The sequence below is a fragment of the Methylotenera sp. genome, from assembly GCF_030653755.1.
Taxonomy (GTDB): domain Bacteria; phylum Pseudomonadota; class Gammaproteobacteria; order Burkholderiales; family Methylophilaceae; genus Methylotenera.
Map to the genome: position 1 here is coordinate 15,647 of NZ_JAURYU010000045.1, position 15,444 is coordinate 31,090.

A 15,444-nucleotide genomic window follows, 5' to 3' on the forward strand; every position below is an offset into this window, starting at 1 on the left:
AAAAAGAGGGGCTGATTAATCAGCCCCTCTTTTTTTATTACTGAAATTAAACAATGACCTAAGGTTAAACGATACCTAATGCATCTAGTCCTGCAGACAAATCTTTATTATGCGCTCCCTTGCCTTCAAGTTTAATTTTGAGGCGCAAGTCATTCACTGAGTCAGCATTGCGTAAAGCATCCTCATAGGTAATTGCATCAGCCTCATACAAATCAAACAATGATTGGTCAAAGGTTTGCATCCCTAACTCACGTGATCTAGAAATAATCTCTTTAATTTCATGCACTTCACCTTTAAAAATTAAATCTGAGATTAATGGTGAGTTAAGCATCACTTCCATCGCTGCAGTTCTACCCTTGCCTTCTTTTTTAGGAATCAGTCGCTGTGAAATAAATGCACGCACATTTAACGACAAGTCCATCAATAACTGATGCCGACGCTCTTCTGGGAAAAAGTTAATAATACGGTCTAGTGCTTGATTGGTACTATTTGCATGTAAAGTCGCCATACAGAGATGGCCTGTTTCAGCAAAAGCAATCGCATAATCCATTGTTTCGCGATCTCGTATTTCCCCAATCAAAATCACATCAGGTGCCTGGCGTAAGGTATTTTTTAAGGCGATATGCCAATTATCCGTATCTACACCTACCTCACGCTGGGTAATAATGCAGTTCTTGTGCTCATGTACGAACTCAACAGGGTCTTCAATCGTAATAATATGTCCGTAGCTGTTTTGATTACGATAACCAACCATTGCCGCTAAAGAGGTTGATTTACCCGAACCTGTGCCGCCTACAAAAATAACTAAACCACGTTTAGTCATGGCAACATCTTTAAGTACAGAAGGTAAACCTAAGTCTTCGAACTCAGGAATTTTAGTAGTAATCGTTCTAAACACTAACCCAACAGAACCTCTTTGAATGAAAGCATTTACGCGGAAGCGTGCAACACTTGGTATCCCAATGGCAAAGTTACATTCATTGGTAGCATCAAACTCTGCAGTTTGCTTATCATTCATAATCGCGCGTGAAATTTCACGCGCCTGCTGAGCAGATAGCACCTGACTGCTGAGTGGCGTTACTTTACCATCCACCTTAATTGCAGGTGGAAAACCAACTGTAATGAACAAATCAGAAGCATTTTTAGCTAACATTAGCCTTAATAAGTCGAACACAAACTTTTCAGCTTGTCCTTTTTCCATTTGTCCTTGCACGATGACTCCCTTTACTAAACCCGATATTAATGCGATTACCTAAGATAAATACAAAATTACCTAGCCCATAATTGCATCTTTGTTTGCCGCTTTGGAGCGTGCTTCACTTGCAGAGACTACGCCACGTTTTACTAAATCCTGTAAGTTTTGATCTAAAGTCTGCATACCTACATTTTGGCCTGTTTGAATCGCTGAGTACATTTGTGGAATCTTATTTTCGCGAATCAAGTTACGAATCGCAGGTGTACCAATCATAATTTCATGTGCAGCAACACGCCCTTGCTCATCTTTTGTTTTTAACAAGGTCTGAGAAATCACTGCGCGCAAAGACTCAGACAACATTGAGCGTACCATTTCTTTTTCGGCTGCGGGAAACACGTCAATAATACGGTCTACCGTTTTAGCCGCAGAGCTTGTATGTAAGGTACCAAACACCATGTGCCCAGTTTCTGCTGCGGTCAACGCCAAACGAATAGTCTCCAGATCACGCAACTCACCAACCAAAATCACATCAGGGTCTTCACGCAATGCTGAGCGTAACGCATTGTTAAATGACAATGTATGCGGACCAACCTCACGCTGGTTAATTAAACACTTCTTAGATTGATGCACAAACTCAATAGGATCTTCTACGGTCAGAATATGTCCAAACTCTTTATCGTTGATGTAATCAATCATCGCGGCCAAAGTAGTGGATTTACCAGAACCAGTAGGGCCAGTGACCAAACAAATACCGCGAGGTGTGTCTGCAATATCTTTAAAAATAGCTGGGCAATTTAGTTGCTCTAAGGTTAGTATTTTTGAAGGAATCGTACGGAATACCGCACCAGAACCACGGTTATGATTGAATGCGTTGACACGAAAGCGGGCCAAATTAGGGATCTCAAATGAGAAGTCACACTCCAGCGTTTCTTCATAAACCTTACGCTGACCATCGTTCATAATATCGTAGACCATATCATGCACTTCACTATGATCCATCGCTGGTACATTAATTTTTCTAATATCTCCGTGAACACGAATCATTGGAGGCAGGCCTGCAGATAAGTGTAAATCTGAGGCTTTATTTTTAACTGAAAATGCGAGTAAATCTGAAATATCCACAACCTGCTCCTGATATAATTCTGATGATTAGTTCTTAATTATTACATGCTCGAAACTCTAGGCTTAGTGAATTATGACCACAATTAGCAATCGCTTGCAAGATATTCTAGCAACAATTCAATCAGCAGAAGCAAACAGCGCTTATCAGCAACGTGTGCAACTACTCGCTGTGAGTAAAGCACAACCAGCATCTGCGATTCGAGAAGCTTATGCAGCAGGGCAAACTATTTTTGGCGAAAACTACAGCCAAGAGGCACTGGAAAAACAAAAACAGCTCATGGACTTAGTCATAGAATGGCATTTTATCGGGCCAATACAAAGCAACAAAACCCAAATCATTGCGCAAAATTTTAGCTGGGTTCACAGTGTAGATCGCCTAAAAATCGCCCAACGCTTGAATGAAGCAAGAGCATCAATCAAAACGCCACTAAATGTCTGCATACAAGTGAATGTAAGCAACGAAGATACTAAAAGCGGTGTTTTGCCAGAGCAACTAGAAGCGTTAGCAGAAGCCATCGAGCCATTACCCAATTTAAAACTGCGCGGCTTGATGGCGATTCCCGCCCCTACGGCAGACACAACCCAACAAATTGCTCAATTTAAACAAGTAAGAGAATGCTATGATGCGCTTATTAGTAGAGGGTTTGCTCTAGATACACTATCCATCGGCATGTCTAACGATTATGAAACTGCAATCAGCCAAGGGGCAACGATTGTGCGGATAGGCTCTGCTTTATTCGGCGCAAGAGCACCCGCAAAAAACACAGCGCTATCAACGAGTAACAATATTTAACTTAATCCCCTAACAAATTATCGATAGTTTTAGATAATGATCATTAGGATAAATTAAATGCGAAAATTTAAGGACATAAATGAAAATTAACTTTATTGGCGGCGGCAATATGGCACGCGCAATCATCGGTGGCTTAAAGCAAAATGGTTTTGATATGTCTGGCATTACTGTGTTAGAACTCGATGCTCAAAAACGTATTGAATTAGCACAAGACCTAAATGTTCAAGTTACCGACACTTATGCTGAGTTTCGCAACACAGATGTGATTGTGTTAGCCATTAAACCTCAGCAGCTTAAAGAGGTCTGCCATCAATTACATCCAGTATTAACCTCTCAACTGATTGTGTCTATTGCGGCAGGCGTAAGAAGCAAAGACATCTCCACTTGGTTAGATGAGTACAAAGGCATTGTGCGTGTCATGCCTAATACGCCAGCACAAATTCAAGCTGGTGTTTCCGCACTTTATGCAATGCCAGATGTAAATCAAACACAGCGAGAACAAGCCAATACAGTGCTTGCAGCTGTCGGCAAAACACTATGGCTTGATGATGAGACTAAAATGGACGCTGTGACCGCGATATCTGGTAGCGGGCCTGCTTATGTGTTTTACTTTATAGAGGCGCTACAAGAAGCTGGTATAGCACTAGGGCTTGAGGATACGGAAGCAGAGATGCTTGCACTACAGACATTTGCTGGCGCTAGTTTACTAGCCTCACAGAGCGCTAGTGACGTTAAAACGTTGCGCGCGCAAGTCACGTCTAAAGGTGGCACCACTGAACAAGGTATATTAAGTTTAGAATCTGCCAACATTAAGCAAACTATTGCTAAAGCCGCCAAAGCTGCAGCTGATAAATCAGTGACACTAGGAGACATACTAGGCAAATAATTTATTTATATTATTTACCTAAAAAATACTTATGTTAATAAACGCTATTTTATTTTTAATACAAGCTGTACTCACTATGTTAAGTTTTGCATTCTTATTGAGGTTTTATTTACAGCTCACAAAAGCGCCATTCCAAAATCAATTTGCTCAATTGATTGTGACCGTTACTAACTTTGCTGTAAAACCTGTACGCCGCTTTTTACCTAGCATTGGTAAGATAGATTTATCAACGTTATTGCTTGCCTATTTAACTCAAGTCATCCTTAGCTTTTGTACTTTATGGCTAAAAGGCTTTCCTATTCTAGTAGCGGGCAATACCGTCTGGCTCGTTATTTTTGGTGTAGCACTGATTGGTATTATCAACATCAGCCTATCTATTTTCCTTTATGCTGTTTTAATTCAAGCAATTTTAAGTTGGATTAATCCGCATACGCCAATCGCACCGATTTTAAATAGTCTTACCTATCCAATATTACGTACATTAAGAAAATACATCCCGCCTGCAGGTAATTTTGACCTCAGTCCACTCGTGTTTATTATTACGGCACAATTATTGCTAACTACTGTACTGATTCCATTAGAAAACAACTTACTTTCCACATTGTAAGTTAAGATAACATCATGAGCGTACCGATATCTACCACTGGACAAGATCAAGCGATTACTGCTGTTTCGAACTTAACTTCGAAAATTACAGAGTACAGTCAATGGCGAGAAAGTCTTATTGCCACGATTGATGAGTATATTGATTGGCCTGGTCATGCTGAATCACTCAATGCCATACAAGAGTTACGACTATATGACCTTAAGGAAATCCTAAAAAAAGATCAGTTAGTACTAGCATTATTGGCCGAGTTTTCACGTGGAAAAACCGAGACGATTAACGCATTGTTTTTTTCAGATTTTAATCAAAGACTACTCCCTAGCGAACCTGGTCGGACGACCATGTGCCCGACAGAGATTTTCTGGAGTGATAAAGAAGAACCCTGTATTAAGCTCTTACCGATTGAAACCAGACAATCTGACGACACGCTCAGCTATCTGAAAACAACACAAGACGTATGGCATAAAATAAGGCTAGATATTCATTCTGCCGATGCGATGAAACAAACCTTACGGGCGTTGGTTCAAAAAAGAGAAGTTGATATTGAAACAGCTAAAAAACTAGGGTTTTGGAATGAAAACGATCCCAGCATGCAAAGACAACTTGCTGAAAGTGGGAAAGTTGAAATTCCAGTTTGGCGTCATGCACTAATCAACTACCCCCACCCATTACTAAAAAATGGTTTAGTCGTCTTAGACACTCCAGGTCTAAATACCATGGGGGCAGAGCCTGAACTAACATTGAGCATTTTACCTAATGCTCAAGCGATTCTATTTTTAACCGCCACAGATACAGGCATTACCAAATCGGACATGCAGATTTGGACAAACTACGTGCAAAAGCGCGCAGCGCATAAATTGGTTGTACTCAATAAAATAGACATTCTTTGGGACGGACTAGAATCCGATGCTGAAGTTGAACTGTTAATTCAGAAGCAAATTAGAAACACAGCGCATGAGCTTGGGCTAGACTCAAAAAGTATTTTTGCCATTTCAGCGCAAAAAGCACTGGTAGCAAAAATTAGAAAAGACGAGGCATTACTTAAACGAAGTAAAATCAATGAGCTAGAGAACTCCCTTGCTGAGCAGATGGTGCAATCAAAGCATGAAGTGCTAGGTAGGGCGGTCGTCACCGAATGTTCAAATATGATTAGAGCATCTCGGAAACTCGCTCAAATTCGAGTAAATAGCATCAAAAATCAACTCACTGAACTGCATGACCTGCAACATAAAAGCCATGACGCCTCTAAAGAAATTCTCGCCAAAGTTGTTGCTGAGCGAAAACGCTACGAAGCCTCAATTCTGACCTTTAACCAAGGTAGTGAAAAAATAAAAAGACTAAGTAGTAAACTATTACGCCACTTAAGTCTAGGCTATTTAGATACAACACTGGCTCAAACCAAACAAGATATGGGTGACAGCTGGACAACAGTAGGACTTAATCGAAACATTCGTGAAATTACAAGGCTAGCAATTAACCTCGCTGAAGAAATCAGCACTGAAGGTCAGATTATTAAAAAACATGCAGATGATTTATATCAACTATTTTCGAGTAAGCATGGTTTTGAAAAAACGGAGGCGATTGAGCTCGATATGCGTCGCTTTATTGAAAACATTCAAGCCTTAGAGAAAGTAACCGAAGAGTTTTGCACTAGTCCAGTTAACCTACTGACAGAAAAAAACTTTTTAATTCGTAAATTCTTTTTAGGCTTAGGTGTGCAAATTCAGGCCATTTTTGAGCAGTCACATTTAGACTGTACTCACTGGCTCAACCAAGTAATTGGGGAATTAAAAAATCAAATCAGTGTACACAAAAATGCGCTGGATCAACGCGCTGAATCACTGATGGAGTCACACAACAATGCAGACAAAGTGGTTAAAAACATAGCCCTTGCTGAAAAAAACCTGATCAAATATCAAGATCAATCCAACCAACTAGACGCTACTTTACTCAAGCTTATGCGTAGTGTTAAATTCAATACCGATTTATCCGCAGATGGAAAGGTAGTGCAATTAAATATCGGCACTGCGAATATTACTACTACTAGTGGCGACACTAATACGACAGCAAAGTTTGATGCGCCGTTTATCTAAGTAATTACAATTGTACGTAATTAAAGCGCTAAGTAATTTAAGTCTACAGCCTAATGTAAGCTAAATAATAGATACGATTAAATTAAGTGTAAATCTAGCACTAAACCAACAGACTACATCAAAATAATATCAAACGATTCTTGCCCATAGCTAGATTCAACCTGTAATGAAATAGGCTTAGCGATAAAATCTGATAAGTTTGCCAAGCTCTGCGACTCTTCATCAAGCAACATCTCAATCACTTTAGGTGCAGCAAGTACACGTAGTTCACGTGCACTAAACTGACGAGCCTCTCGTAGCAGTTCACGTAAAATTTCATAACATACTGTTTGCGCAGTTTTCAACTCGCCACGGCCTTTGCATGTGGAACAAGGCTCACAAAGAATATGCGCTAAACTCTCACGCGTTCTTTTACGTGTCATCTCCACCAAGCCTAAGGGTGTAAATCCATTAATGCCAGTGCGCGCACGGTCACGTGCAACAGCCTTTTGCAGCTCTTCCAGCACGGCCGCACGCTGAACATCTTCATCCATATCAATAAAATCAATAATGATGATGCCACCTAAATTGCGTAGTCGCAGTTGACGTGCAATTGATTGTGCGGCCTCAAGATTAGTTTTAAAGATGGTGTCGGAGAGATTTTTGCCACTGACGAAACTACCAGTGTTGACATCGACAGTGGTTAAAGCCTCAGTCTGGTCAAAAATCAAATAGCCGCCAGACTTTAGCTCAACTTTACGCGACATCGCTTTTTCAATTTCTTGCTCAATACTGTACAAATCAAATAGTGGTCGCTCACCTTGATAATGCACTAATTTATCTAAAGCTGAAATTGCATATAAATTAGAAAAATCTACTAATTTTTGATAGGTTTCACTCGAATCAACACGCACGACTTCAGTATCCGCACATAGCACGTCACGTAGTACACGCATCGGCAAATTCAAGTCTTGAAATATCAAAGTTCGTTCAGGTACGGTAATACTCTTGCCTTTAATATGCGTCCAGGTTTTATTCAAATAATCAATATCCGCTAACAACTCCTCATCGGTTGCTGCCTCTGACATGGTACGGATGATGTAACCACCTACTCGCTCCTCAGGTAACAGGCCTAGCAAGCGCGCTTTTAAAGACTCTCGCTCAGCCTCAACTTCAATACGTTGTGAAACACCAATACGCTCTTGCTGAGGCAAGTACACCAAAAATCGCCCGGCAATACTAATTTGCGTTGTCAATCGTGCACCTTTGGTACCAATCGGCTCCTTAATCACCTGTACCATCACAGACTGACCTTCGTGTAGCACTTCTTGTATGGGTCGTTTCAGTTCAGAGTCACCACACTCCAAAATATCGCCTGCATGTAAAAAGGCCGCTCGTTGCAAACCAATTTCTACAAAAGCCGACTGCATACCTGGCAACACTCGGCATACCACGCCTCTGTAGATATTCCCAACCAAGCCCAATGATGAACTACGTTCAATTTGCAGCTCTTGCACTACACCATTTTCCATCATGGCAATGCGAGTTTCTTGCGGCGTTACATTAATTAGTACTTCTTCGCTCAATTTATACTCACTTCATTCATTAATCGTTTAAATCGTAATAATGCGATGTTTTCTTAACAAAGCTGCTGTTTCATATACAGGCAATCCCATCACGCCAGTATAGCTTCCTTCTATTCTTTTGATCCAAGCACCTGCTAAGCCCTGTATGCCATAGCTACCTGCCTTGTCACAGTGATCGCCTGTAGCAATATACTGTTCAATTTGCTCGGCTGATAAGGTCATCATTTCAACATTAGTCGAGCTTAACAAGACCTCTACTTCACCATTAAAATTTAACGCCACTGCCGTATGCACTTGATGCACTCCTCCAGATAGCTTGCTTAGCATATCACGCGCATCATCGTCATCTGTAGGCTTACCTAATACAAGCTCAGCTAAAGCCACTGTGGTATCTGCTGCCAAAATAGGATAATCGAGATACTCTGTTGTTAGCATAGATGCGCAAGCCACCGCTTTTTCTTGCGCCAATCTGAGTACATATTGCACTGGCGACTCTTCAGGGAACTGAGACTCATCAATATCTGCTGGGTAGATTTCGCAATCTAAGCCAATCTGCTTGAGCAACTCTACGCGGCGAGGGCTACGTGAGGCAAGAATAATGGTTAAGTTTTTATGATTATTTTTCCACATATACTCACTTTAATTTACTATCTAAGAATTAACAACGCGTTAATGACATTAGATTGCATGAAATGGGAATGAATATGATCGATTGGCCAAGTTTATTTAAAATCAGCCTAGGCTTGTTTGCTATTGTGAACCCTATTGGTAGCGTGCCTATTTTCATTAGCGCGACCAGTGGCTGGAGCAACGAAGAGAGGGCAAAAACGGCAAAAACAGTGGCTTTTTCAGTATTTATCATCCTGACGATATCATCGCTCATGGGCGATCAAATCTTAGATTTCTTTGGCGTCTCCATCCCATCGTTTCAGGTAGGTGGTGGCATTCTACTCATGCTTATCGCCATTTCAATGATGCATGGCAAACAAAGTGGTGCCCGTCAAACACCAGAAGAAGCACAAACAATGGCAGAGCGAGAAGTAATCGCGATTGTGCCACTGAGCATTCCATTACTGGCAGGGCCTGGAGCCATCAGCAACATGATTATTACCGCTCAAAAAAACGCCAGTCTGCTAGGCCATCTTTCCCTTATCATTCCAATCCTCCTAGTCTGCATCACCATTTGGCTGGTATTAAAATTATCAGTCAGAATTTCATACAAGCTAGGCACCATCGGCATTAACGTTGTCACTAGATTAATGGGCTTAATATTAGCCGCGATGGCCGTTGAGTTTATTGCGCATGGCTTGACTGGGCTTTTCCCCGCGTTGGCATGATGACTATTTATTCCTAAAGAGATATTTCAGTAAATGGCATGCTTCAGAGTAAAATAGCGTTAAATTAATTGAAGATATGATTATGCAATGGAAGCCACACGCCACAGTCGCGGCAATTATCGAAGAAAACGGTAAATTTCTGCTCGTAGAAGAAACAACCGATCGCGGAAACCGTTTCAACCAACCAGCTGGGCATCTTGAAGATAACGAAACCTTGCTAGAAGCGGTGATACGCGAGACTTTGGAAGAAACCACCTACACCTTTCATCCAACCAGCTTGCTTGGCGTTTATCATTGGAAACATGAACACAATGACACCACTTATTTAAGGTTCGCATACATAGGCAATGTGAGTAATCACCAACCAGCGCTAGGCCTTGATGATGGCATCATTCGCACCGTCTGGATGACGGCTGAAGAAATCCGCAATAACGCCATGCTGATGCGTAGCCCGCAAGTCATTACTTGTATTGAAGACTACCTGAGTGGACAACACTTCCCACTATCAGTCATTACGCACTTATAATCCAAAATCGATGAATTTGAATCATGAATTTAAATAAAGCTCAAAAAAAGAAAATAGTAGTCGGCCTTTCTGGCGGCGTAGACTCGTCAGTCACTGCCCTGCTACTTAAGCAACAAGGCTATGAAGTCACTGGTCTCTTCATGAAAAACTGGGAAGATGACGATACTGATGAATACTGTTCAAGCAAACAAGATTTAATCGATGCAGTATCAGTGGCTGACAAAATTGGCATTGATATTGAAGCAGTGAACTTCAGCAAAGAGTACAAAGACCGTGTGTTTGCCAACTTCTTAAGCGAGTATCAAGCTGGCCGCACGCCTAACCCAGACATTCTTTGCAATGCTGAAATCAAATTCAAAGCGTTTCTAGATCATGCAATGAGCATGGGGGCAGACTTAATCGCCACTGGGCACTATGCACAAGTGCGAGAAAATCCACTCAAGCCAGGCCTATTTCAACTCATGAAAGCAGATGACGGTAGCAAAGACCAAAGCTACTTTCTCTACCGCCTCAATCAAGCGCAACTCTCTAAAACACTATTTCCGCTTGGGCAACACTTAAAACGCGAAGTACGTGAAATTGCACGTAATGCTGGGCTTATAAATGCAGAAAAAAAAGACTCTACTGGCATTTGCTTTATTGGTGAGCGTCCGTTTCAAGAGTTCTTAAGCAAATACTTACCGCGCGAACCAGGTGACATGAAAACCCCAGAAGGCAAACTGGTAGGCCGTCACGAAGGCTTAATGTATTACACACTTGGACAGCGCCAAGGCTTGAAAATCGGCGGTAGCCGCGAGAGCAATGGTGAGCCGTGGTTTGTAGCTGCAAAAGATATGGAAAAGAACGAACTCATCGTGGTACAAGGTCATGAACACCCTTTACTACTTAACGATGGCCTAAAAGCAAGCCAACTTCACTGGATTAGTGATGAAAACCCAATCACCAACTGGGTCTATGCAGCAAAAACTCGCTACCGCCAACCCGATGCACCATGTGAAATTGATAGCATTAGTAGCAATGAAGTAGAAATTAAATTTGGACAAAAACAATGGGCCATCACGCCAGGCCAATCAGCTGTCGTTTACGAAAGCAATGTGTGCTTAGGCGGCGGCATCATTACTGGTGCAGTTTAAATAAAGGGTGACATCATGGCTTATGTACTAAAAAACTCACAAGGTGAAATTATCGCGACCAGTGCTACGGAGAAACTCAATGATGATTGGGTGGAAGTTGATGCTAAAGATAAAGGCTACATTAGCTTTTTAGAGACATCACTGGCGGAAAGCGATCCATTTCGCGAAAGTGATATCCATCTAGCACGGGTGTTGGAAGATTTAATTTCCTTACTGGTAGAGCGTAATACAATACGCTTTACTGACCTACCAGAACATGCGCAAAAACGACTAAATCAAAGGCAGTCTATGCGAAGCAAATCACAACTTTCTGGCATTCTTGATGATAGCAACGAGCTGTTTTAATATTTTTACTGCCTGAGCATTTACTGTACCTAAACAACCGCGCATTTCATCAGCAAATATCTCACAAAATACTTGCTGATGAGAAACGTAGCTACTCCAAATTAAACTGACACTCCGCGTTAGACGGTCACTATAAAATAGACCGCCCTAAAAATTAGTTAGCAACAGGCAAGGTATCTTTAAATGACTGGCGCTGCAGTAAAGTTGACTGCAATCGCTCGAGATTTGCATAATCCTCGGCCAAATTAATTACATTGCTAAATCTAAGACCAAGATAACCCAAGGTACAACCTACCGCAATATCAGCCAAGCTAAAAGTGTCATCTACACACCATTTATTTTGACCCAAATCATTATTTAACACAGTCAGTCCACGTGTGACTTTATCCATCTGCTTTGCAATAAATGTCTGGTCTTGCATCTGTTCAGATTTTCTTTGTTCCAACATCACAGCAACAGCCGCATCGCAAACACCATCGGCCAAAGCCTCCCATCTACGCACAGCAGATTTCGCACCATTATCTTTAGGAATCAAATGCGCCAATGGCGTGCGATTATCTAAATACTCAGCAATCACCCGAGAATCGTACAAGCTATCACCATCACTCAAAATCAGCACTGGCACTTTGCCTAATGGGTTATATTCTTTCACAGGACAATCAGGCGCTGACAACACCACCTCCTGCAAATGAACCTCAATGTGCTTCTCTGCCGCAACAATGCGAACTTTGCGTGCATATGGACTATTTACCGTGTATAAAAGCTTCATAATATTGACTAATCACAATGTTGATGTTTATAGATTGTTTGTTAGCATTATAATTCAATCACAAGCCCCTTTTACGATAACTTATATGATGCAAACGAATAAAAACCACCCAATCGGTCTAAAAGGTTTCAATACGGCCGACTTCAGTGCAATGGTGCAGGCGCAAGTTAAAAATGCGCTAGATGAAGATGTTGGGAGTGGCGACCTCACAGCAATGTTGGTGCCCGCAATACAAACAGCGACTGCAAAGGTAATTGTGCGTGAGCATGCTGTTATTTGTGGCATTGATTGGTTTAATGCATGCTTCAAACAGATTGACACTCATGTACAGATTGATTGGCTAGTCACAGAGGGTGAACATGTGCAGCCGAACCAAACATTGTGCCAAATAACAGGCTTAGCTCGCTCCTTACTAACAGCGGAGCGCTGTGCACTTAATTTCCTGCAAACACTATCTGCTACCGCTACCGAATCTGGAAAATATGTAGATGCTATTGCTGGGACATCTGCGCAAATTCTTGATACTCGAAAAACCATACCTAATCTGCGGCTAGCTCAAAAGTATGCGGTCACTATCGGCGGAGGCCACAACCAGCGGCTTGCGCTCTATGATGGCATCCTTATTAAAGAAAACCACATTGCCGCTGCAGGAAGCATTAACAAGGTAATGCAACAGGCTTTTGCACTCAATTGTGGTAAAAGCATACAAATTGAAGTAGAAAACCTAGAACAACTACAAGAGGCATTAGATGCTGGTGCCACGAGCATTCTTTTAGATAACTTTAACATCGCTCTGCTGTGCGAAGCTGTAAAAATTAACAACAACGTGACTAAAAAAGCCATATTAGAAGCATCTGGAGGCATTACTCTACACAACGTTCGCGAAGTTGCACAAACAGGAGTTGATCGCATTTCAATCGGCGCAATCACCAAAGACATTAAAGCTATTGATTTGTCGATGCAAATCACACCCAATAGCTAAATCATCAATTGCAATCATAAAAGCGCATACTTCATAATCTAAATGCTTACTAACAGACTTCTATCAGAAAAATTAGTCCATGTTAAACTACAAAATAGTTCCATAGATTGCATTTAGTTTATTAGTTTAAAAGGCAAAAAATGAGCAAAGCTACACTACCCATCAAACCATCGGGCCGCCTAACACTTGGTGATGCGCTCCGCATCCTTGTCAACGATGGGATATTAGATAAAGTACAAGCTGAAAAACTATACAAAGACCGGAAACTAGACAGTTCTAACCTGCATCCACTGGTAGTGATTGGTGAACAAAAATGGAAAAACCTTAATACACCTCACAATGCGATTACAGTTGAATGGCTTTCATCATGGCTAGCCGCCCACGCAGGCTTAGATTACTATCACATTGATCCACTCAAACTAGATTTCGGTTCTGCTGCACAAATTGTATCAAAAGGCTATGCAGAACGCCTGAAAATCATGCCAATTGCTATTAAAGATGGCATGGCAACAATCGCTACAACTGAACCTTTTAGTACCGACTGGATTGAAGACCTAGAGCGCGTACTTAAGATGAAGGTGAAACTGGTTTTTGCGAACCCACTAGAGGTTAATCGCTACCTGCCTGAAATGTACAAATTAGCCAGTTCAATGAATGCAGCCAATTTGGCAAAAGCTGGGCAAATTGTAGGCGTACAAAATTTCGAGCAATTAGTTGAACTGGGTAAAGATAAAAATCTAGACGCCAATGAGCAACACGTAGTCAATATCGTTGACTGGCTGTTTAAATATGCATTTGAACAACGTGCCAGCGATATTCATTTAGAACCTAGACGCAATATGGGCATGATGCGCTTTCGAATCGACGGCGTTCTGCATCAAGTCTACCAGCTCCCCCCTAACATCATGAATGCCATTACCAGTCGGATTAAGCTGCTGGGGCGGATGGATATGGTTGAAAAACGCCGCCCGCAAGATGGGCGCATCAAAACCCTATCGGCTGAAGGCCAGGAAGTCGAGTTGCGTTTATCTACCATGCCCACTGCGTTTGGTGAAAAGCTCGTGATGCGTATATTTTCACCTGACATTTCAGGCAAAGACTTTTTATCACTGGGCTTTTCAAAAGACCAAGCAGATAAGTGGAGCGCTTGGACAAAAGCGCCTAACGGCATTATTCTAGTCACAGGCCCTACAGGTTCAGGAAAAACAACCACCCTGTATTCCACCTTAAAATTACTAGCCACATCAGAAGTCAACGTATGTACAGTGGAAGAACCAATTGAAATGGTTGAACCTGCGTTCAATCAAATGCAGGTTCAACAAAACATCGGACTTGGCTTTGCAGATGGCATACGTACCCTAATGCGGCAAGATCCTGACATTATCATGGTGGGTGAAATTCGCGACCTTGAAACTGCGGACATGGCAATTCAGGCTGCGTTAACAGGGCATTTAGTCCTATCAACTTTACATACTAACGACTCACCGTCGGCTATTACACGTTTACTAGACTTGGGTGTACCATCTTACCTCATCCACTCTACCGTACTCGGCATCATGGCACAGCGGCTAGTGCGTACACTTTGCCCAAGTTGCAAGACAAAAGAGCCCATTGAACAAAGTAAATGGGATGCACTTGTTGGCACCTTCAACCTGCCAAAACCAGCACATATTTACAAAGCTGTTGGCTGCCTAGAATGTCGCAACACAGGCTTTAGAGGGCGTAGCGGCATTTATGAAATGCTTACCATTACCCCTGCATTACGAAAACTGATTACACCAGAAACAAACTTAGTAAAACTGACTAAATTAGCACAACAAGAAGGTATGCAACCACTAATAATCAATGGTGCTGAAAAAGTAGCAGCAGGACTCACCACTATTGAAGAACTACTAAAAGTAGCGCCGCCACTAGAGTTCGAGTAAAAGCCTTGTTTTTATGATGGTTTTCTAAAATCATCCACAAAGCAAAACAAGGCTGCCTCTGTTGATATTTAGTCAATTAAATATGCATGCTTAACACTTTCGTCCTTGACCAAACACACTCAAACCGTTATCGTGTAGGGTTACAAATAAATTATTAAAATCAAAAAGA

General features: G+C 41.7%; 15 protein-coding genes. 10 read left to right on the forward strand and 5 right to left on the reverse strand.

The window, feature by feature from the left end; all coding sequences use genetic code 11:
- Positions 1 to 64: 64 nt before the first annotated feature.
- Entirely contained in the window at positions 65 to 1,201 is a 1,137-nt protein-coding gene (locus Q7U33_RS08115) for a PilT/PilU family type 4a pilus ATPase (RefSeq protein WP_019899406.1), read from the reverse strand.
- Positions 1,202 to 1,273: 72 nt separating this feature from the next.
- Positions 1,274 to 2,317, reverse strand: coding sequence for a type IV pilus twitching motility protein PilT (locus tag Q7U33_RS08120; RefSeq protein WP_019899407.1), 1,044 nt, complete (start codon positions 2,315 to 2,317; stop codon positions 1,274 to 1,276).
- A 73-nt stretch (positions 2,318 to 2,390) separates the two neighbouring features.
- Between Q7U33_RS08120 and Q7U33_RS08125 the strand changes: the two genes are divergently transcribed.
- The 4 genes from Q7U33_RS08125 to Q7U33_RS08140 all read left to right on the forward strand — a co-directional run bounded on the left by Q7U33_RS08125 (position 2,391) and on the right by Q7U33_RS08140 (position 6,693).
- On the forward strand, positions 2,391 to 3,110 hold the full coding sequence (locus Q7U33_RS08125; RefSeq protein WP_304859575.1) for a YggS family pyridoxal phosphate-dependent enzyme: 720 nt from the start codon (positions 2,391 to 2,393) through the stop codon (positions 3,108 to 3,110).
- Positions 3,111 to 3,189: 79 nt separating this feature from the next.
- Complete coding sequence (gene proC / locus Q7U33_RS08130; protein ID WP_304859577.1) at positions 3,190 to 3,996, forward strand: pyrroline-5-carboxylate reductase; 807 nt, start codon at positions 3,190 to 3,192, stop codon at positions 3,994 to 3,996.
- A gap of 31 nt (positions 3,997 to 4,027) precedes the next feature.
- On the forward strand, positions 4,028 to 4,603 hold the full coding sequence (locus Q7U33_RS08135) for a YggT family protein (RefSeq protein ID WP_304859579.1): 576 nt from the start codon (positions 4,028 to 4,030) through the stop codon (positions 4,601 to 4,603).
- 14 nt (positions 4,604 to 4,617) lie between these two features.
- Positions 4,618 to 6,693, forward strand: coding sequence for a dynamin family protein (locus Q7U33_RS08140; RefSeq protein ID WP_304859581.1), 2,076 nt, complete (start codon positions 4,618 to 4,620; stop codon positions 6,691 to 6,693).
- Positions 6,694 to 6,806: 113 nt separating this feature from the next.
- Here Q7U33_RS08140 and rng read toward each other — a convergent pair whose 3' ends face one another.
- The gene (gene rng / locus Q7U33_RS08145) at positions 6,807 to 8,258 is read right to left on the reverse strand and encodes a ribonuclease G (protein WP_304859583.1); all 1,452 of its coding nucleotides are present in this window, start codon (positions 8,256 to 8,258) and stop codon (positions 6,807 to 6,809) included.
- 27 nt (positions 8,259 to 8,285) lie between these two features.
- Positions 8,286 to 8,888 (reverse strand): nucleoside triphosphate pyrophosphatase, encoded by a 603-nt coding sequence (locus tag Q7U33_RS08150; RefSeq protein WP_304859585.1) that lies wholly within the window; start codon positions 8,886 to 8,888, stop codon positions 8,286 to 8,288.
- A gap of 74 nt (positions 8,889 to 8,962) precedes the next feature.
- Between Q7U33_RS08150 and Q7U33_RS08155 the strand changes: the two genes are divergently transcribed.
- From Q7U33_RS08155 to Q7U33_RS08170, 4 genes are all read left to right on the forward strand, one after another.
- Positions 8,963 to 9,595, forward strand: a complete 633-nt coding sequence (locus tag Q7U33_RS08155) for a YchE family NAAT transporter (RefSeq protein WP_304859587.1) — start codon at positions 8,963 to 8,965, stop codon at positions 9,593 to 9,595.
- 82 nt (positions 9,596 to 9,677) lie between these two features.
- Complete coding sequence (locus Q7U33_RS08160) at positions 9,678 to 10,121, forward strand: NUDIX hydrolase (RefSeq protein WP_304859589.1); 444 nt, start codon at positions 9,678 to 9,680, stop codon at positions 10,119 to 10,121.
- Positions 10,122 to 10,144: 23 nt separating this feature from the next.
- Positions 10,145 to 11,254: a tRNA 2-thiouridine(34) synthase MnmA gene (mnmA, locus tag Q7U33_RS08165; protein WP_304859592.1), complete on the forward strand. Its 1,110-nt coding sequence runs from the start codon at positions 10,145 to 10,147 to the stop codon at positions 11,252 to 11,254.
- Positions 11,255 to 11,269: 15 nt separating this feature from the next.
- A complete protein-coding gene (locus Q7U33_RS08170) occupies positions 11,270 to 11,599 on the forward strand; it encodes a hypothetical protein (protein ID WP_304859594.1) in 330 nt (109 codons plus the stop codon).
- 154 nt (positions 11,600 to 11,753) lie between these two features.
- Here Q7U33_RS08170 and Q7U33_RS08175 read toward each other — a convergent pair whose 3' ends face one another.
- Complete coding sequence (locus Q7U33_RS08175) at positions 11,754 to 12,368, reverse strand: glutathione S-transferase N-terminal domain-containing protein (RefSeq protein WP_304859596.1); 615 nt, start codon at positions 12,366 to 12,368, stop codon at positions 11,754 to 11,756.
- Between the two features lie 85 nt (positions 12,369 to 12,453).
- On the opposite strand from Q7U33_RS08175, the gene nadC reads away from it, so the two are divergent.
- Positions 12,454 to 13,350, forward strand: coding sequence for a carboxylating nicotinate-nucleotide diphosphorylase (nadC, locus tag Q7U33_RS08180; RefSeq protein WP_304859598.1), 897 nt, complete (start codon positions 12,454 to 12,456; stop codon positions 13,348 to 13,350).
- Positions 13,351 to 13,490: 140 nt separating this feature from the next.
- The gene (locus tag Q7U33_RS08185; protein WP_304859601.1) at positions 13,491 to 15,275 is read left to right on the forward strand and encodes a GspE/PulE family protein; all 1,785 of its coding nucleotides are present in this window, start codon (positions 13,491 to 13,493) and stop codon (positions 15,273 to 15,275) included.
- Positions 15,276 to 15,444 lie beyond the last annotated feature (169 nt).

Excerpts from the sequence above, each read along its gene's own strand:
- Q7U33_RS08175 (WP_304859596.1), bottom strand. The coding sequence starts at position 12,368 with ATGAAGCTTTTATACACGGTAAATAGTCCATATGCACGCAAAGTTCGC.
- Q7U33_RS08140 (WP_304859581.1), top strand. The coding sequence starts at position 4,618 with ATGAGCGTACCGATATCTACCACTGGACAAGATCAAGCGATTACTGCT.
- Q7U33_RS08155 (WP_304859587.1), top strand. The coding sequence starts at position 8,963 with ATGATCGATTGGCCAAGTTTATTTAAAATCAGCCTAGGCTTGTTTGCT.
- Q7U33_RS08160 (WP_304859589.1), top strand. The coding sequence starts at position 9,678 with ATGCAATGGAAGCCACACGCCACAGTCGCGGCAATTATCGAAGAAAAC.
- Q7U33_RS08185 (WP_304859601.1), top strand. The coding sequence starts at position 13,491 with ATGAGCAAAGCTACACTACCCATCAAACCATCGGGCCGCCTAACACTT.
- Q7U33_RS08125 (WP_304859575.1), top strand. The coding sequence starts at position 2,391 with ATGACCACAATTAGCAATCGCTTGCAAGATATTCTAGCAACAATTCAA.
- Q7U33_RS08150 (WP_304859585.1), bottom strand. The coding sequence starts at position 8,888 with ATGTGGAAAAATAATCATAAAAACTTAACCATTATTCTTGCCTCACGT.
- proC (WP_304859577.1), top strand. The coding sequence starts at position 3,190 with ATGAAAATTAACTTTATTGGCGGCGGCAATATGGCACGCGCAATCATC.
- mnmA (WP_304859592.1), top strand. The coding sequence starts at position 10,145 with ATGAATTTAAATAAAGCTCAAAAAAAGAAAATAGTAGTCGGCCTTTCT.
- Q7U33_RS08115 (WP_019899406.1), bottom strand. The coding sequence starts at position 1,201 with ATGGAAAAAGGACAAGCTGAAAAGTTTGTGTTCGACTTATTAAGGCTA.
- Q7U33_RS08135 (WP_304859579.1), top strand. The coding sequence starts at position 4,028 with ATGTTAATAAACGCTATTTTATTTTTAATACAAGCTGTACTCACTATG.
- nadC (WP_304859598.1), top strand. The coding sequence starts at position 12,454 with ATGATGCAAACGAATAAAAACCACCCAATCGGTCTAAAAGGTTTCAAT.
- Q7U33_RS08170 (WP_304859594.1), top strand. The coding sequence starts at position 11,270 with ATGGCTTATGTACTAAAAAACTCACAAGGTGAAATTATCGCGACCAGT.